Raw genomic sequence first — 19,161 nt, 5'->3', positions numbered from 1 at the left:
ATTAGGAATAGTAATGGCTAAAGTTTTAACAATTACTTTAAATCCTGCAATTGATGTGACTATACAAATCAATGAGTTACAGATAGGTCAAGTAAATCGTCAAGAATCTGTAGAAATACATGCAGCAGGCAAAGGCTTAAATATTGCACAAGTTTTAAAAGATTTGGGGCATGAGGTTATTGTTTCTGGTTTTTTAGGAACAATGAACAAACAGATTTTTGATGAGCATTTTAAAAAAGCTCAATTCCAACCAGAGTTTATTTATATTGAAGGCGAAACTCGTCAAAATATAAAAATTGCTGAACATTCTGGACGTATGACCGATTTAAATGGAAAAGGTTTCTTTGTTTCTGAACTAGATAAGAAGAACCTCTTTCAAAAAATCGAAATGATTTTGCCACAGATAGATGTAGTTGCCATTGCCGGGAGCCTTCCACAAGGTTTTAGTGTTGATGAATTACAGCAACTTATTAAGCTCATTCAAGCGCAAGGGAAAAAAGTTGCACTTGATACAAGTGGTAAAGCATTGGTCGCTGCAATTGAATGCCAACCATGGATGATTAAGCCAAATACAGATGAGTTAGTAGAAAGCTATCAACTTCCTGCCGCGACTTATTCTGAACAAAAAAAGCTTTTTGAAAACTTAGCTAAAATTGAGCATGTCGTTATTTCTATGGGAGAAGACGGTGTAAACTGGCTACACGACACTCACCCACTTCATGCCAAAGCTCCTAAAGTGATCGTTAAAAGTACCGTTGGTGCAGGTGACTCTCTTTTAGCAGGCATGATTCATGGCTTAATAAATGGTTTTTCTGCCGAAGAAACATTAAAAACAGCCACAGCAATTGCGAGTCATGCTGTAACACAAATAGGCTTTCACATTCCCAATGCTGAAAAGCTAAACCAATTAAAAGCCCAAACTACAATCAATTCATTGAGTGAATCTGATGCTAACTGCTAAACATTTATTATTTGTCATTAATAGTCCGCAACAGCAAGTCAATGCTTTGATTTTAGCTCGTAAACTTGCACAAGTGGCATCCCAACAAGGTTATCAAAATAGCATTATTTCGCTTGATGAATTCGATCCGAATGAAAGCTTTGAACAAGTCATCGTGATTGGACAACGGCCGAAAGATCTTCATATTTTTGGTACACATCCATTATCTTTCATTAGCATTGAAGAGATAAAAAATGATGCTCACACAGCTTTCCAAACTGCCTTAGATCACTTTAAGCCAGCTCAAGATTGGTTAAGTGATAATAGCTTGACAGTAATTACTACTAAAAAGTTTGTAGCAATCACTGCCTGCCCTACGGGTGTTGCCCATACTTTTATGGCTGCTGAAGCTTTACAACAAGGTGCAGAAAAGCTTGGGTATGAGATTGAAGTAGAAACACAAGGTTCTGTTGGTGCAAAAAACATTTTATCAGCTCAAGCTATTGCTGAAGCAGACATTGTGATTCTTGCGACTGACATCGAAGTTAATACAGATCGTTTTGTAGGTAAGCGCGTTTATCGATGCAGTACAGGCTTTGCTCTAAAGCAAACAGATAAAGCCTTTGCAGAAGCTATCAGCAATGCACAAGTTTTAGAACAAGGTAAGCAACAAACATCTGCAGAAAACAAAGATAAAACCGAAAAAGTTGGCGTATATAAACATCTCTTAACGGGTGTCTCTTATATGTTACCTATGGTGGTAGCTGGAGGTCTGTTAATTGCTCTCTCCTTATGCTTTGGTCTAAATGCTGCTGAACAAGCAGGTAGCTTACCTGCCATATTAAAACAAATTGGTGCTGCTGCATTTATGCTCATGGTCCCGATGTTATCGGGCTATATTGCCTACTCAATTGCTGATCGTCCTGGTCTTGCACCTGGTTTAATTGGGGGCTTACTCGCCTCTCAGCTACAAGCAGGTTTTTTAGGTGGCATTGTCTCAGGTTTTCTTGCTGGCTATATCACGCTTTTTATTGCAAAAAAACTCAAACTTCCTACAAGCTTAGAAGCACTTAAACCTATTTTAATTATTCCCCTATTAGGTACATTATTCGTTGGCCTTATCATGTTTTACGTGGTGGGTCAGCCAGTAGCACATATTTTTGAGCTAATGAAAGACTTCCTAAACAACATGGGTACAACAAATGCCGTGTTAATGGGTATTATATTAGCAAGCATGATGTGTATTGATTTGGGTGGTCCAATCAATAAAGCGGCCTACGCTTTTACTGTCGGCTTACTGACAACAAATACTTATATGCCTATGGCAGCAACAATGGCTGGCGGCATGGTCCCTGCTATTGGTATGGCTATTGCGACTTTCATTGCAAGGAATAAATTTAGTACCGGAGAGAAAGATGCCGGAAAAGCAGCTTTCGTATTAGGTTTATGTTTTATTTCTGAAGGTGCTATTCCTTTTGCAGCTAAAGACCCAATGCGTGTTATTCCAACCTGCATTTTAGGTGGAGCTGTGACTGGAGCACTTGTTGCCCTTTTCCATTGCGAGTTGGTTACTCCTCACGGTGGTGTATTTGTTCTTTTAATTCCGAATGCAATTAATCATGCTTGGTTATATCTTGCTGCAATTGCTGCAGGTAGTATCGTTACAGGAATAAGTTATGCCATTGTTAAGAAAAAGTTAGAAGAAAAGCCCGTAGCTATTTCATAATAAAAAAGGGAGAATTTATATTCTCCCTTTTTTATAAATTATATATGCCTGATCTCATAAAAATTTAAATTAAAAACTACTTGATAGTTAATTGTCTAAGACTTAACTCATTTAATCTGAATAGCTCTAGCCATAATTTGTGCTGACATTTCCTCTGCTAACATTACAGTTAAAGTTGGTTGCTTTTGCGATTTAAAAGAGATATTTCAAGTAAAATTTATAAAAAATATAATTTATAGACAAATTCCACTCTCTATCATAATTTAAGATTTAAAAGTAAATACTTAAATTATAAATAAAAATCAAATACTTAAAATAAAAAATAATTTTAATTTACTAAATAATAGATGTTTCATGTTAAATGTATGGTAAATTTTATCAATATAAAAATAAAGCAAGGCATTGATATATAAAAATATTTATTATTTAAATATCTTGATTTTTCATAATTATGACTTTAGAGACAAAAACTTTCTCGTTCAATGCCACGGTCAAATCATAATTTTTTTTCTACGATGCGGTTGCAAGCAATATCGTTCATTTAACGATCAAGCAAGCTTAGATGCGATCTTATATATCTATTCAAAGAGCTTTTGAGGCTGCTTTGTTAAGTAGTATTAATTTTCAATACTCTTTGATTATAGAGGAAGAATATTTTTAAGTTCATGCAAAGATATAGTAATGCTCTATAAAGATAAGGACTATTCAACGTCATTATCAAATGAAGCTATATAACTTTTGCTCATCAAGTAAAGTCCTGTTATAACTTGCTTGATGAAACTATATTTTTCAACTATTAAAGATAGTTCACCAGGAATGCGATCCACCAAGGTATGGGGAAAAGTCAATGACAAAGAAGTATGCGCGTTTTTTACCTACAACAGAATCTTTTACTCTTGAAGATTTTCCATATTATTGGATTACTCAAGTACATGCTCAATATGTACAAAACATTGATAATGCTTTAAAAAAATATGGTTTAGATAACTCACGTCGACGCATCATGTTGGCTTTAAGCAGCAAGCCCCATGCGAGTGTTTCTGAACTTTCAGATATGATTATTTCAAAAATGTCGACTACCACAAAAATCGTTTATCGATTAAAAGATGAAGGACTGGTTGAAACATATTCTTGTCAGACTGACGGACGAATTACCCGTGTAGTACTTACAGAAAAAGGTACTGAAATGATCAACAAGATCAATGATCTAACCAGCGTAGTACTTGAGCAGTCTTTTGAAGGTATTACTCCTTTACAACTCGAAAAAATGATGGAAAGCTTAAAATTACTTTTAAAGAACCTGTCTCGTTAAAACCAAATAAAAAACCATCAGATAAATAATAATTAAGCTCTCCTTACGAGAGCTTAATTATTTTAATATTTTTCTATGTACCATTGAGATATAAATCCTACATAAAATAATCAATTAACTTTCCATCTGTTGACTTGAGCTCGTAACTCCAGTAGAAATTCTCTTTCAATAACTGAATAGCAAACTCCGGAAAAATGGCTAAAAGAAAATACAAAAGTGACAAGTTTCAGGTACGTCGTATTAACCGTAAATGGTGGGTACTCGAAAAAGATCTTGAATCAAATTGCTATTTAAAACATGAGCAAGTGGCGACAAAAACATTAGCAAACAACTATGCTGATGATTATATCGAACAATACTATATGAATCTGTACATTCAAGAACAGTTGAAAAAACCAGAAACTGTGTAAAAAGCCATTTTGGCTTTTTTTATTTTTAGTAGTTAGAATTTCTAAAAATTATGCATAAAAAAAACCTACATCTTGGGGAAAATGTAGGCTATAAAATGCACAAAAAGGAAATATATATCCTTTTTGACAAAAAGAATTTTACGATAATAAAAGCCTTTATTTTATGTTACTTTTGTAAACTTAGTAGTAGTTATTGTATTTATTTAAACTATTTTTAAGATGTTTTTTATTTATATAATCTGAATAAAATTTAATTTACTATCGTTTTATTTTTTCTCGTTTTCTTCTACTCATCGTTAAGCTTATTTTTATTAAACTAATTATATCAAGCCAGTTATAAGCTTCTGTTTTAATAAGTTTTTTACAAAAATCATCATAAATATTTTTTTTAAGACAAGATCGTTAAAAACCAATAAATAACAAAAACATAAATTAAATATTAAGTATATAATAGTTTTAACAACCCAGCTTTAGTTCAAAAAAAGTACACTTAAAATTTAGTTATTACTATTTTGGACACTACAGAAAGATTACAATACCTACTAATAAATAGATTAATCAACTCTCAATCTTTCTAGGCATGTTATGACTTCAATGTCGAACACTACTCAAAAGCATTTTATTGTTGAGCAAATTCCATTACCAACTTGGGTGAGTGATGAAAATGGCTTGATATTATATTGCAATGTAGAGTGTACAGAATATTGGTTAGATACATTTTCTCCCTTGCCCGAGCAATGGTTAGATTTTATATATCCTACCGATTTAGATGAAGTCAAAAAGAGATGGCTCGAAGCAATTCGCCTTCAAAAAAGAATAGAATTAAAATGTCGACTTTTACAAATTGGAAATCAATATAGATGGTGCAAACTCTCTATTCAAGCCTCTAAGTATCGCGGCCCATCTCAGGTTAACGAATGGTATGTTAGCTTTTTAGATATTGATCATGATATCCAAGAACAACAAAACTTGCAGAAGAATATTGAAATACAAAATCAAATGTTAGACATCAGTGAGGATTGCATTAAAGTACTTAATGTAGATGGCACAGTTTCTCATATGAATAAATCAGGGTGCCTCGCCTTAGGTGTCCCTGTTGACGAAACAGAATTTGGAATGAAATGGCTTGAGTTATTGCCACCCCATATTCGTAAACGTGGACGCATTGCTTTAAAAAAGGCTCTTCAAGGAAAGGTTGCCCGATTTGCAGGGATGAGCTGTTTACCCGATCAAGACCCTGAATATTGGGATAATATGCTTACCCCGATTCATCGGGAAAATGGTGAAATCGGACAAATACTTTGTGTCTCCCGCAATGTTACTCAACAACATTTGGCAGAAAACCAACTCAGGAATATGAGCGAGAGAGATGAGCTGACTGGTTTATGTAATCGGCGCTCATTTAAATTTCAGCTTAAACGTATCCTCGCCTATTCAAAAGACACCCAAACAAGTGTGGGGTTACTTTTAATCGACCTTGACCACTTTAAACATATTAATGATACTTTAGGGCATAGCGCAGGCGATCATCTATTAAAAGTTCTCTCCAAACGCTTTAGCCATTGTGTCGATGAGGAACGATGTTTTGTTGCACGATTAGGTGGAGATGAATTTGCGGTTATTATTAATAACCTCAAATCTGAAAATGATGTGCGCGACCTAGCAGCCATTTTACTTCAACAGCTAAATCAACCGATTACCTATTTAGGTAATGTTCTAAATGGTGGCATGAGTATTGGTTGCGCAATTTACCCACAAGATGCCATAGATCAGTCAGGTTTACTTAGTTGTGCTGATATGGCATTACATGACTTAAAAGCACGTGGTCGTGGTGGAATTCGCATGTATGATCCATGCATGATGCAAATGACCGAAACAGTCGCTTCTCAGCTTAATTTAGCACGCCAGTTGATTCGCCATCATACAATTCAGCCCTACTATCAACCTAAAGTAGATTTAAGAACCCATCATGTAGTTGGTTTTGAAGCTTTATTAAGATGGCATACCACCTCAGCTCAAAGAGGCTACCCTGCACAAATTGCAGAAGCTTTTAAAGATTATAATTTAGCGAGTAAAATTGGTGAAACAATGCAGCATCAAGTTTTACGTGATATCGCAAAATGGATAAATCTTGGTATTACACCTCTTCCTGTTTCCTTAAATGCCGCACCTGTAGAGTTCTTAAGAGATAACTACGCTGAGCGGCTTTTGAAAAAGATTAATCAATTTCAAATACCGACACATTATATTGAAATTGAAGTCACCGAACACATGTTGGGTGATCGAGGTTCAGAGTATGTAATCCGAGCTCTGAATAAATTAAAACAGCATGGGGTCCGTATTGCACTAGACGACTTTGGTACTGGTTTTTCATCGCTTACGCATATTCGCGATTACCCGATTGACAGTTTAAAAGTAGATTGTAGTTTTATACAAAAGATGCAGCATGACCCATCCATTTATGCAATTGTTCAAGCAATTGGGTTACTCGCTCCGAATTTATCACTTGGGCTTATCGCTGAGGGGATTGAGACGCCTGAACAAGAAGAACTACTTCGACAATTTGGTTATAGCATAGGTCAAGGATTCTTATTTGAATCTGCTATAGATGCCAATCAAGTTATTTCAATACTTAAACAAAAACAACCTTACTTAGAAAGTCATTACAATACTTTAAGCTAAATATAGCTAATAAGCTTTTTCGGTTCTATTCATACTAAAAGTAAACAATAACTTTTAAAAAAATTGTTCATAATATAGACATAAAGATAATAATTTGGTGTTTTGCCACCCCACATTGTCACAGGACAATAAGGAGCAATATATGAGTTATCACCATATCTTGGTTCCAGTCGATGGTTCTCCTACTTCACTTATTGCTGTCAATCATGCAGCGGCAGTTGCTAAGGCCTTTGGTAGTAAAGTGACTCTAGTATATGCGCTGACCATAGATCCTTTTATTTCTGTAGAATTTATTGATAGTACAGAATTAGCACAGGATTACTTTAATAAAGCTAGAGCATCTATTCAGACTATTTTAGACCAAGCGAAAGAACAATTTAGCCAGCATGGAATTTCTGTTGAAACAAAAATTGTTGAAGGTCACACAATTCACACAGAAATTATTAAAGCAGCTACCGAGCTACAAGCAGACTTATTAGTGATTGGTTCTCATGGTCGAAAAGGGTTTAAAAAGTTCTTCTTAGGAAGTGTGACTCAAGCTCTTTTAGGAGAAATTCATTTACCGGTACTCGTCGTAACTGAATAGTTTTTCTAAAGCAAAAAACCGATCTATAAAGATCGGTTTTTTAATGAGCAGTGTTACTGAGCCTTATATGTAAACTTAATGAGAGATCCTGGATTTTCTAATGTATTGGTTACAGAGCCATCATCTTTTTGAACATTTCCAGCGGTATCAGTTAACACATATAAAACATTCCCATCTGGGCTTGCAATTACATCACGATAACGGTTGTTGCTTTTAAACATTGGTACAGCATCATCATAAGTCGTACTGTAGGTTGGATCTAACTTGATACGGAAAATAACGCCACGTTTTAAAGAAGGAACCAATAATGTATTTTCCCAACCAGTAATTGCTTTTTTACCGCCCTTATAGACATAAGCAGATGACGGCGCAACTGTTGGCCAACAAATATAAGTCATCTCTCCACAAGTTGGATCATTATAGTTGTAGGTATCTTGGACGGTATATAAAGTTTTTAATGGTGGGACAAAGTTTTTACCAGTCCATTCAGATTCTTTCGTTACAGGAACTCCTGCAGCTACTTTTACTCCGTTCTGAGCTAAATCCTTAATTGACTTATTGGCTGCTGCTGAATAATTAGCATAAGCATAGCCACTATCATCTTTATAACCTGCGACATTCGGCCAACCATAGTTGCCACCTTTGACAATGAGGTTAATTTCATCGTCAGAGTTCGGGCCTTGTTCAGACTGCAACAATTTACCATTTGGAGTGAATGCTAAGCCCTGCGGATTACGATGTCCAAGTGTATAAATATGGCTAACCACCCCATTAAAACTTGGATTATCCTTTGGAATACTTCCATCAAGATTTAAGCGTAGTACTTTACCCATGTAGGTATGATAGTCTTTGCCATTCAGTTCTTGTTGAGTTGGCGTATGTTGTGCTTGGTTTGGCAAGAACAAATAAGCAAGCTGGTTACGCCCTTGGTCACCAATCGTATAATAAATCTTTTGATCTGGCCCAATGACAAGACGACCTGACTGATGGTCTTTTGATGAAGGTAATCCTGCTAATAAATCGACTGGCTTCTCGAGCGTATCTGTTGATTTATTATAGGTATAACGACGAATAATAGTTTGATTAGGCAATTCTTTATCTGTAGATTTCGGATTTTTAAATGTGCCTGAAATATAGATATAAGGATTATTTTTAAAGTCAGGATGGAAAGCAAAGCCTAACAAGCCGTTTTGTCCGTCAGCATCATTAACAATCTCAGGCACCTGAAAAATTGTTTTTACACTGCCCGACTCAGGATTCACTCTTAAAATCTTGCCTGTTGCTCTTTCAGTTAACCAAATTTGATTATCTGGTCCCCACAACAAAGCATGCGGCTTATTTAAATTAGATAGAATAACTTTCTTGTCAAAGTTATCTGTTTTTGCTTTAGCAAATTGAGAAGGAGTAAGAGGAACATCAGCTAATGCTGCATTGATAGTAACTAACTGAGCAGCGCCCAGTAAGGCAATTTTAGCCAATAAATGTTTATTCATGTGTCCACCTTATAAATTGTCAAAATTTTCCGAGAATTTTTAAACCTTTAATCATTGGTTTGTATGAGTTCTCTATATGATTTGTATTATGATGAATAACTAATCTATTAAAATCTAAATTTCTGAAAGGCTCTGTTGCATAAAAGTAGCTATTAAAAATAAATAAACTCTCTTTAAGATGAGCAACTTAACTTTACGATTTTTCTATTCATTCACTGCTCTACTCATTTTATATCTAGCTTGTCTTTAAAACGGCTTAAATTAAATAAACACTAATTACGAAGTAATTGATTGTTAAAAATTAATACTCAAAGAGACAATTCTAATGAGAAAAATATACATGATAAAAAGATAAAAGTTAGAAGCTGTAATTAAAGAAGAGTTTTATAAGCAAGGCGGTCTTATGTGTGCGAACTTTAAACCTATTCAGAAAAAACATGCCGATCAATTAAATTTATTTGAACCAACTTTTGAATATAAGTTGGATGTTTTTCCGAGTGATGATTGTCCACTCATTTTATCTCATCAAAATGAGCTTGAGTGGCGAAAAGCTAAATTTGGAATGCTTCCTCCTTATGCCAAAGAAATCGCATTCAAATATGCAACCTATAATGCCAGAACAGAGACAGTAGAACAAAAGCGCTCTTTTAAACATGCTTGGTTAAATGATCAGTTTGCACTTATTCCTGTTGAAGCCATCTATGAACCTAAATACATTAATGGAAAAGCTCATTGGTATGGAATTTTCCGTCAAGATAGACAACCTTTTACCCTTGCTGCAATCTATGAAGAAACACTTATAGATGAACAGAAAGTTAGATCAATGTCGATATTAACAATTAATGCTGATCATCACCCTTTCATGAAACAATTTCACAAATCTACTGATGAAAAACGCTCAATTATTGTAATACCTGAGGATCTTAGAAATGATTGGCTTAACTGCTCTCACGCTGAAGCAAAAGACTTTTTCTTAGAGATGCCTTCGAATGAGTTTACTTCAATGCCTAAAGCCGAAATGAAAAATTATGATTAATCTGTTTTAGCAAGCTTAAGTTAGTCAACCTTAAAAAACTTATGTTATTCTTCGGGCACTTTTAAATGTCCCAAATCTTTATACCTATGACACTTACGCCACCTTAAGTTTATTTACCCCTATCCCTTGTAAATAACTCATCACTGTTTAGTGATGTGGTGTAGTCGCTTGTGTTGGTATATCACATCACTAGCCTTTTCAAAATTTAGAACTTAGGCTATTTCTCATGTTATTGAATGTCCGAGAACAATGGTTCTCTAATGTCCGCGCAGATATTCTTTCCGGTCTTGTTGTGGGTCTTGCTTTAATTCCAGAAGCAATTGCATTTTCAATTATCGCAGGTGTAGATCCAAAAGTTGGCCTATATGCCTCTTTTTGTATTGCCGTCATTATTTCTTTTGTCGGTGGTCGTCCCGCTATGATTTCGGCGGCTACGGGTGCCATGGCTTTGGTTATGACTACGCTCGTAAAGGAACATGGACTTCAATATTTATTTGCTGCAACGGTATTAACTGGCGTCATACAAATTTTGGCTGGATATTTTAAACTCGCCAAACTCATGCGTTTTGTTTCCAAGTCGGTTGTTATTGGATTCGTTAATGCTTTAGCGATACTCATCTTTATGGCTCAATTACCAGAATTAATAAGCGTGACATGGCATGTCTACTTACTAGTAGCCATTGGTTTAGGAATTATTTATCTATTCCCCTATATTCCCAAAATTGGAAAATTCTTTCCTTCTCCCCTTATCTGTATTGTAGTAGTCACATTACTGGCTATTTTTTTAGGTTTTAATGTTCGAACGGTTGGTGATATGGGTTCACTACCAGACACTTTGCCGATATTTCTAATTCCCGATATTCCTTTTAATTTAGAAACACTCCTGATTATTCTTCCATATTCTTTAGCTCTTGCTGCCGTTGGTCTACTTGAGTCAATGATGACGGCAACAATCGTTGATGAAATGACAGATACATCTAGTAATAAGTTTCAAGAATGTAAAGGTCAAGGCATTGCGAATATCGCTTCAGGTTTTATGGGAGGTATGGCGGGTTGTGCCATGATTGGTCAATCAATGATTAATGTAAAATCGGGTGGTCGCACACGCTTATCCACTTTTTGTGCAGGTATATTCTTACTTATTCTCGTTGTATTTTTAAGTGACTGGTTAAAGGTTATTCCCATGGCCGCTCTGGTTGCCGTCATGATTATGGTATCAATTAGTACTTTTGAGTGGAGTTCACTGACTCAATTTAAAAATAATCCTAAAAGTAGTAATGTTGTTATGATCGCTACCGTTATTGTAGTAGTTGCTACCCATAACTTAGCGTTAGGTGTTTTAACCGGCGTATTACTTTCAGCACTGTTCTTAGCAAATAAACTTGAAAATGATATTCGTATAGAAACTTCATTCGAAGATCAAGCTCGCTTATATGAATTAAGAGGCCAAATATTTTTCAGTTCATCTGAAAAATTTATGCAAAGTTTTAACTTTAAAGAAGCAGTTAAAGAAGTCATTATTGATCTCACTCATTCTCATATTTGGGATGTGACCTCAGTTGCCATGCTAGATTCAGTAGTGAATAAATTTCAGAAGAACGGTATTAAGGTAACGGTGCGTGGTTTAAATGAAGCCAGCTCAATCATGATTGATAAATATGGCACCCATGCAAAAATTTAAGAAAGGTCCTTCGGGACCTTTTCCAATCTCAAGCCTTATTTCTTATTACGGAGATTTATATAGCAACCGATTTGGGCTACCAGAAGGATTTTTTACCACATTACTACTTGCTTGATTTAAAAGATTGGTCGAGATTGTCTGAGGTGTTGCGTTAGGTGTACTTTGCAACATTTCAGCAACTACCCCAGCAACATGTGGCGTAGCCATTGAGGTTCCATTTAAAATTTTAGTTGCTGTATTGTTACCAATCCAAGAAGAGTTAATCTGACTTCCAGGTGCAAAAATATCAACACAGCTTCCATAATTAGAATAGCTGGCTCGAGTATCTGTATTATCTGTAGCAGCAACCGTAATCGCCTTACTTACTCTGGCAGGAGAAGAACTACATGCATCTGTATTAGAATTTCCTGCAGCGACAACCATCACATAACCGTTATTAAATAAGTTTTCTACTGCGCTATCTAAGGATGTGTTCGCATCACCGCCTAAAGACATATTCACCACAGCTGGCTTTTTACCATTTTTTAATATCCAATCTAACCCAGCAATCACGTTACTCGAAGCACCAGACCCATCACATCCTAAAATTCGTATTGGTACCAAACTTACGTTCTTAGCAACACCATACGTACTACCACCAACTGTTCCTGCAACATGAGTACCATGACCATTACAATCCGTTGTGCCATTTCCATCAGATATCGCGGTATAACCACTTAATACCCGTCCAGAGAACTGTTGATGTGTAGATAATATTCCTGTATCAACAATATAAGCCGTTGTCCCAGAGCCTGTCTGTAAGTAGGAGTAAGCAGAATTTAAAGGTAAGGCTTTTTGGTCAATACGATCTAACCCCCAATCTGGATTGCTTTGAGTAGTCGCATCAATTTTTATGATTGTGTCATTTTCTACTGAAAGGACATTTGGATTTTTTTTCATGGCTTCAACAAAAGCAGTACCAGCAGCCTCAGGCAGATAAACAGCAAACCCCTTAAGTACAGTGTCATAGGTCTGTAATACCTTCCCACCATGTTGTTTAGCAATATTTTTTGCAAAATCGTTAGAAGGACCAGCATCTTTATTGAGAATAACAATATATTGGTTTTTAATGATTCCTTTTGCTTGAGAAGAACCTAATACAGGATTGGTTGTAGCTGGTGCAGCATAAATTAAATGACTCACAGCTATTGTTAAAAGAAAACTCGAAACTTGGCAAAACTTCATAAAAAATCTCCATATCTTTTACTTCAGATATCATTGTTATGATTAGTACAGTTTTTATATTGAGAAGTTAATTTTTTTAGAAAGGAATTTTTATTATATTCTCCATGTATTATGACCAAGTCATATTTTCATAAAACTTGGGTACATGCAATGCTCTTATCTTTTTTTAATCAAAAGTGAGAACTAATTCAAATAAATTAATAAAGCAAAAATTTTAGAATAGTTAATTATTTTACTATTTTATCATTTAGATTAGGTTGGATGTATAATGTAAAAATATATAAGTATTAATAATAATATAAATGTAGAAATAATGAGATATGTTCCAGTCGTATTAAAGCTTTTTAAAAATTTCCAGATATCCATACATAAAATATAAAATAGTAAGTTATAAAAATTATTGCAAATTTAAATACAGCCTTCAAACAAAAGAGATTTACATTTTTTTAAAATATAGCTGTTCAATATCAAATACGTAAAGATATATTGCGTAAATACCGCTTACTTAAAGTAGTATACTTTCTTTAAAAGATTACAGTTAAAATAAATACCCAAATTATTATAATCTATAATTATTTAATTCTAGTTCTGGTAACTCAACCGTACATCCAGCTAAAGGATGTCTACAATTAATAGTATACTCAATAAAACCATCTTTAATAAAGTAATTACAATATTCATTTATAGTTATGATGGGAGCAAATGTCGGTTTTTCCAAGTTACCATTAAAAAACCATTGGTTGCCGTTAGAGAAAGGATAATGTACAGGAATATAATGAAGATATCCGCAAGCAGGACACATATGTTTATACATGCCTCCTTCGAAATACTGTACTTTCATTAACACTCCTTTAAAAATAAAAAAACCAGCTCATAAGAGCCGACTAAACCAATTATTTGCAGATGCCATATATTATTAAATTATGTTCTATAGCCTTGTCTCTTTTATTTTTCTGTTTTTAATTTATCTAACCTATATGACAAATTCATGAACTTCCGAGTGTAATCTCACACTTTGTCAGTTTGGTAAAATATATTTTATATAATTCATTAATTAAATAATAATTCGAGTTAAATCATGAAAAGAAAATCCTAATTTATTTCTTATTTATCACATGTCTATCTTATTCATTCATATTAATCTTTGGATAGATATTATAGCTACACCACCCTTTATCTTATTGTTTTTAAAAGTCAAATAAAAAAGTCCGCATCTTGGGAAGCTACGGACTTGAAACTCAACTAAACAACAGCTAAACATTTTGCCATTTAGAGAGAAAGCACTATCTTTTTAATCTAATTAAATTCTTTATTCCGGTCAATAAGAACACACTCTTTCTATAAAAAATACAGCAAGCTGTGAACTAAATCACATTTAGATCCTGCTCCCTAAGTTAATTATTTCATAAAATAATATCTTATATATTATTTTCAAATATCTAACTTAATATATATCTAAAATAATGCTCTAAAATCGTATAATGATTAATATGAGGTATAAGTTTAAAAGATACTAAATTCTGATCTTGCCCTTTTTTACTTTCAAAATAAGTTTGGCTTTGCCATTTCAACTCATCAAGTTCCAGCTCACCACATAAAATTGAACATGAAATAGTAACTCGATCACTGTAATGAATAGGGCTATATTTTAAGATATCTTCCCTTGAAAGATTGAGCGCATGATTTAAATGAGTGCTTTGTATAGGCTCTAAATCATAAATTCCACTTAACAACACCATCTCAGATATAAGTGGATGACCTAAAAAAAAAGCAGCTAGATGTGCCCCTGCCGAATGCCCCACCAGAACCACCTCATCGGTTCTCCAGTCTTGCTCTCGAATAAAATCGAAAGCTTGATTAACTTGAGAAGTAATATCTGAGATTTTACTTTGTGGTGCCAGATCATATTCTAAAAGCACACACTGTGCGCCCTTGGCTAGAACATCCGGTGCGATAAATGCAAAATCTGACTTATCACACCATTGCCAATAACCACCATGAATAAAAATAACAGTCTTCTTGGCTTGCTCTAAAGGAAATAAATCTAAAGTTGATCTTGGGTTCGGACCATATTGGATATCTGCCATATGGGTGAATTTTTGGTAGCTAAGTAAACTTGTCCGTTGAAATCCTGCCAATATCTTATGTTCATTTGCCACAGTTCTAGCATTGTCATATAGTCTCATAAATCTCTCACTTCAATGATTCTTCATGAGCATTTAAAGCAAGTTTGGCTGATGAACGTTTTAAATAATAAAAAAACGTAAGCACAACAACTAATGGAACTCCGAATTGTAAAGTTGACTTAAATTCATTGGTAAACCATGTCGTGATGGTGATACTTAAAATTGCGATTAATCCCAACAGTGAAATTAACTGGCTCGCTGGAACCTTAAATTTTAACTGTTCTCCTTTTCGTGCCATATTCTTTCTAAAAAACATATGGGTAATGAAAATACTGCCCCAAGTGAACAACGCACCAAACATAGATAAAGCAATCATGATCGGGAAAGCAGAGCTCGGATTAATGGTATAAACAATACTCGCGATACCAATACCAACAGCTGACAATAACAATGCGTTAATTGGTACCCCATTGTGACTAATACGACCGAATAGTTTTGGTGCATCACCAGCTCGTGACAAACTAAATAGCATACGTGTCGAGATATACAGCATACTATTCATGGCTGATAAGGCCGCGACAATTACAATAAAATTTAAAATACTGTCTGCATATGGGATGCCTACAATTTTCATCACCATCACAAAAGGACTGGTCGCGTCGATTCCAATTAAAGTTGTCCAAGGAACAAGTGCCACTATGAGAAATAAAGACAGTAAATAAAATAGGATTAAGCGAATTGCCGTACTTTTAAAAGCTTTCTTAACTGCTCTTTCTGGATCTTTAGCCTCACCTGCCGCTACAGCGATCATTTCAATACTTAAATAGCTAAATATTGAAATGATTACTCCAATCCAGACTCCACTAAAACCATGAGGGAAAAAGCCCCCATGTTCAGTTAGATTAGAGACAACCTGAGCTGCTCCTCCATGACCTTGAGTCAAAATACCAATTGCTAAAAGAATAAATACAATAATTGCAAAGACTTTTATGGTCGAAAACCAATATTCAACCAATCCAAAAGCTTTAACACTATATGCATTAACCACAAGTAACGTCAGCGAGAAAAAAGCGATCCAGACCCAGGAACCTACATCTGGAAACCATAATTTCATATAGTCAGCAACTGCTGTAATTTCTGTACCGACCGCTAACACAATACATGCCCAATAACAATAACGGACTAAAAACCCAGCAAGCGGACTTACATAATGCTCAGCATATGCCCCAAATGAGCCTGACGTAGGGTGCTGAACCGTCATCTCAGCCAAACAAGCCATGATAGCAAATGCGATTAAGCCACCAATGGCATAACTCACAATGACGGCTGGGCCAGCAAAGCTAATTGCGAACTTGCTCCCCATGAACAGCCCTGTACCAATCGCTCCACCAATTGCAATCATTCCCATCTGTTTTGCGGATAATTTTTTATGTAACCCCGCTTCTCGATTTTGTATTTCATCAAAACTGCTCATAGGCCCTCCTAGCCATTCTTCTGATATTAACCTTTAACGATTAGGTCACTTCGCTACGCACCAGATAACGCTCATTTTTCCATTCACTATTCAACATAATCTGCTTAAGTTGCTGTACGGCATTCCAAATATCTTCAAAACCTAAATATAGAGGTGTAATTCCAAAACGTAATACTTCCGGCTCTCGATAATCCCCAATCACACCACGAGCAATAAGCGCCTGAATAATTTCATAACCAAACTCATGTCTATAACTGACATGACTACCGCGATATTTATGGTTTAAAGGTGTAATCAATTCAAAACCAAACTGAGAACATTCTTGTTGAACAAGTTGAATAAATAAATCAGTTAATTTGAGGGATTTCTCGCGTATTTGTTGTATATCAGCTTGTAAGAAAATATCGATACCACATTCGATTAGACTCATCGAAATGATAGGTTGAGTTCCACACAAATATCGGCGAATGCTATTGGCTGGTTCATAATGCTGAGCCATATCAAATGGTTTTTTGTGCCCCCACCAGCCTGAGAGAGGTTGCCAGAACTGATCACGATGCTTTCGATTTACCCACAACAACGCAGGTGAACCCGGACCACCGTTTAAATATTTATAAGTACAACCAATCGCAAAATCACTATTACTCTGATTAAGATCTATAGGCACCGCACCAACCGAGTGACACAAATCCCAAATAATCAAAGCATCTTTAGCGTGAATTTGTTGATTGATAGTCTCCATATCATAGAAATATCCAGTCCGATAATTCACATGAGAAAGAACAACTACGGCTATATCTTTTGCCAAAACACGAGATAGATCATCTGCACCATCAATCAATTCAACTTGATAACCTTGATGAATCAAATCAATAAAGCCTTCAATAATATAAATATCGGTTGGGAAGGCATCTTTTTCTGCAACAATAATTTTACGTTCTGGAAAATTTTCAGCTTGAATTTTTACCGCTGCTGATAATACTTTGAATAAATTTAAAGTCGTTGAGTCTGAAATAACCACTTCCCCTTTTTCAGCACCGATAAGCCGCGCGACTTTATCTCCAATTCTAGTCGGTAGTCCCCACCAATCCGCTTTATTCCAACTATTAATGAGGTCCTCGCCCCACTCTTTGGCAATAATATGCTGAGCAACCTCTAATGATTTCTTTGGTCTTGCTCCCAAAGAATTCCCATCTAAATAAATGACGTTTTTTGGCAGTGCAAATTCATTTTTAAACTTTTTAAGTTCATCTTCCTGGTCCCAATAGAGGCATTGTTCGTGAGTAATCATTTGTTATTTCACCTATTTTCAACATTTCCTTTGTTTTTGAATTTTATCACGCCAATTCTTACGATTTATACGATAATATTTGATTAAAATTTGCCATTTTCGTATAAAATTCGAATTAAAATTAAAAAACATGGATGAAATTCGAAAATGAATGTAGATGCGATTGATCTTAAAATTTTAAAATATTTACAAGATAACGCTCGGTTAAGTAATCAAGAGCTAGCCGATCTGGTTAACCTTTCGGCTTCGGCATGTCATCGACGAGTTAAAATTTTAGAAAGCAATGGTGTAATTGAAAAATATCAAGCCAAAGTTAACTATGAAAAATTAGGAATAAAAATTGAGGCAATTGTCGAAATAAAACTTGCACAGCTAACTGAAAATGATCACAACTTCTTTTTAAGTCAGATCAAAAATTTTGATGAAGTCATTAATGCATATATTATTACGGGTGAATCTAATTATGTTTTACACGTTGCGACCAAAGATTTGAGCTCTTTTTCTCATTTCGTCATTAATACCTTAAATAAAATAAAAGGTGTAGTGAGCATCAATTCCAAGATCATTTTACAGAAGATTGTGCAAAAGCCACTTTGACCCATCATTTTTAATTATAGAGCCATCTCATGATCGAAACTCAGCGTTTAATTTTAAGACAGTGGAAAGAAAATGATGTTGAGCCTTTTATAACAATGGGCTTAGATCAACATGTTATGCAATTTTTCCCAAATCTATTAACACCCCAAGAAAGCCATAATTTAATCCAAAAAATTTCATCTCTCATTGATAAAAATGGTTGGGGCTTCTGGGCAGTAGAATTAAAAGAAACTCATCAATTTATCGGGTTTATTGGTTTACATAGTCAACCTGAACAATTTGATTTTTCTCCATGTGTGGAAATTGGGTGGCGACTTGCAAAAGAATTCTGGAAACAAGGTTATGCAACTGAAGGAGCAAAAGCGGCTTTAGACTATGGTTTTAATGTACTGAATTTAGATAAGATCGTTTCATTTACCGCTAACATAAATACACCCTCTCAAGCTGTCATGGAAAGACTTGGAATGCACAAAGTTAAAAACTTTGATCATCCCAAGGTTCCTCTCCATCACCAATTAAAAGCACATGTGTTATATGAAATTACGAACTCTTCATTTAATCTTTGATTAAAGTCAAAATTTTA

16 protein-coding genes are annotated in these 19,161 nt (G+C 34.9%); 10 read left to right on the top strand and 6 right to left on the bottom strand.

Annotated features, from left to right (window positions below; genetic code table 11):
• The first annotated feature begins 13 nt into the window (after positions 1-13).
• The 6 genes from pfkB (at position 14) to uspA (ending at position 7,656) form a co-directional block, all read left to right on the top strand.
• On the top strand, positions 14-961 hold the full coding sequence (pfkB, locus tag SOI76_RS07605; protein ID WP_104078819.1) for a 1-phosphofructokinase: 948 nt from the start codon (positions 14-16) through the stop codon (positions 959-961).
• Positions 948-2,666: a fructose-specific PTS transporter subunit EIIC gene (gene fruA / locus SOI76_RS07600; protein WP_104078820.1), complete on the top strand. Its 1,719-nt coding sequence runs from the start codon at positions 948-950 to the stop codon at positions 2,664-2,666. The genes pfkB and fruA overlap by 14 nt, the downstream gene beginning before the upstream one ends.
• An 847-nt stretch (positions 2,667-3,513) precedes the next feature.
• Positions 3,514-3,978 (top strand): MarR family winged helix-turn-helix transcriptional regulator, encoded by a 465-nt coding sequence (locus SOI76_RS07595; RefSeq protein ID WP_002121027.1) that lies wholly within the window; start codon positions 3,514-3,516, stop codon positions 3,976-3,978.
• Between the two features lie 194 nt (positions 3,979-4,172).
• Complete coding sequence (locus SOI76_RS07590; RefSeq protein WP_016145543.1) at positions 4,173-4,388, top strand: hypothetical protein; 216 nt, start codon at positions 4,173-4,175, stop codon at positions 4,386-4,388.
• A gap of 585 nt (positions 4,389-4,973) precedes the next feature.
• On the top strand, positions 4,974-7,070 hold the full coding sequence (ykoW, locus tag SOI76_RS07585) for a putative bifunctional diguanylate cyclase/phosphodiesterase (protein ID WP_104078821.1): 2,097 nt from the start codon (positions 4,974-4,976) through the stop codon (positions 7,068-7,070).
• 142 nt (positions 7,071-7,212) lie between these two features.
• The gene (gene uspA, locus SOI76_RS07580) at positions 7,213-7,656 is read left to right on the top strand and encodes a universal stress protein (protein WP_032053937.1); all 444 of its coding nucleotides are present in this window, start codon (positions 7,213-7,215) and stop codon (positions 7,654-7,656) included.
• 53 nt (positions 7,657-7,709) lie between these two features.
• Here the strand turns inward: uspA and gdhB are convergent, their stop codons facing one another.
• Positions 7,710-9,149, bottom strand: coding sequence for a glucose/sorbosone family PQQ-dependent dehydrogenase (gdhB, locus tag SOI76_RS07575; RefSeq protein ID WP_057075232.1), 1,440 nt, complete (start codon positions 9,147-9,149; stop codon positions 7,710-7,712).
• A gap of 403 nt (positions 9,150-9,552) precedes the next feature.
• On the opposite strand from gdhB, the gene SOI76_RS07570 reads away from it, so the two are divergent.
• Entirely contained in the window at positions 9,553-10,185 is a 633-nt protein-coding gene (locus SOI76_RS07570) for an SOS response-associated peptidase family protein (protein WP_104078822.1), read from the top strand.
• Positions 10,186-10,411: 226 nt separating this feature from the next.
• A complete protein-coding gene (gene ybaR, locus SOI76_RS07565) occupies positions 10,412-11,866 on the top strand; it encodes a SulP family inorganic anion transporter (RefSeq protein WP_104078823.1) in 1,455 nt (484 codons plus the stop codon).
• A 45-nt stretch (positions 11,867-11,911) separates the two neighbouring features.
• Here the strand turns inward: ybaR and aprA are convergent, their stop codons facing one another.
• The 5 genes from aprA to kynU all read right to left on the bottom strand — a co-directional run bounded on the left by aprA (position 11,912) and on the right by kynU (position 17,981).
• Positions 11,912-13,090 (bottom strand): S8 family peptidase, encoded by a 1,179-nt coding sequence (gene aprA / locus SOI76_RS07560; RefSeq protein ID WP_104078824.1) that lies wholly within the window; start codon positions 13,088-13,090, stop codon positions 11,912-11,914.
• 559 nt (positions 13,091-13,649) lie between these two features.
• Positions 13,650-13,931: a DUF6527 family protein gene (locus SOI76_RS07555; RefSeq protein ID WP_104078825.1), complete on the bottom strand. Its 282-nt coding sequence runs from the start codon at positions 13,929-13,931 to the stop codon at positions 13,650-13,652.
• A 598-nt stretch (positions 13,932-14,529) separates the two neighbouring features.
• Positions 14,530-15,276, bottom strand: a complete 747-nt coding sequence (locus SOI76_RS07550; protein ID WP_104078826.1) for an alpha/beta hydrolase — start codon at positions 15,274-15,276, stop codon at positions 14,530-14,532.
• 7 nt (positions 15,277-15,283) lie between these two features.
• Complete coding sequence (gene pheP / locus SOI76_RS07545; RefSeq protein ID WP_104078827.1) at positions 15,284-16,690, bottom strand: amino acid permease; 1,407 nt, start codon at positions 16,688-16,690, stop codon at positions 15,284-15,286.
• Positions 16,691-16,730: 40 nt separating this feature from the next.
• Entirely contained in the window at positions 16,731-17,981 is a 1,251-nt protein-coding gene (gene kynU / locus SOI76_RS07540; protein ID WP_104078828.1) for a kynureninase, read from the bottom strand.
• 147 nt (positions 17,982-18,128) lie between these two features.
• Here kynU and gigD point away from each other — a divergent pair, with 147 nt between their 5' ends.
• Positions 18,129-18,578 (top strand): Lrp/AsnC family transcriptional regulator GigD, encoded by a 450-nt coding sequence (gene gigD / locus SOI76_RS07535; protein WP_004791887.1) that lies wholly within the window; start codon positions 18,129-18,131, stop codon positions 18,576-18,578.
• A 29-nt stretch (positions 18,579-18,607) separates the two neighbouring features.
• The gene (locus tag SOI76_RS07530; protein ID WP_104078829.1) at positions 18,608-19,144 is read left to right on the top strand and encodes a GNAT family N-acetyltransferase; all 537 of its coding nucleotides are present in this window, start codon (positions 18,608-18,610) and stop codon (positions 19,142-19,144) included.
• Positions 19,145-19,161 lie beyond the last annotated feature (17 nt).

The organism is Acinetobacter pittii (assembly GCF_034064985.1).
Lineage (GTDB): Bacteria > Pseudomonadota > Gammaproteobacteria > Pseudomonadales > Moraxellaceae > Acinetobacter > Acinetobacter pittii_H.
Note: the sequence above shows the minus strand (reverse complement) of the source record. Positions and strands in the feature narration are given on the sequence as shown.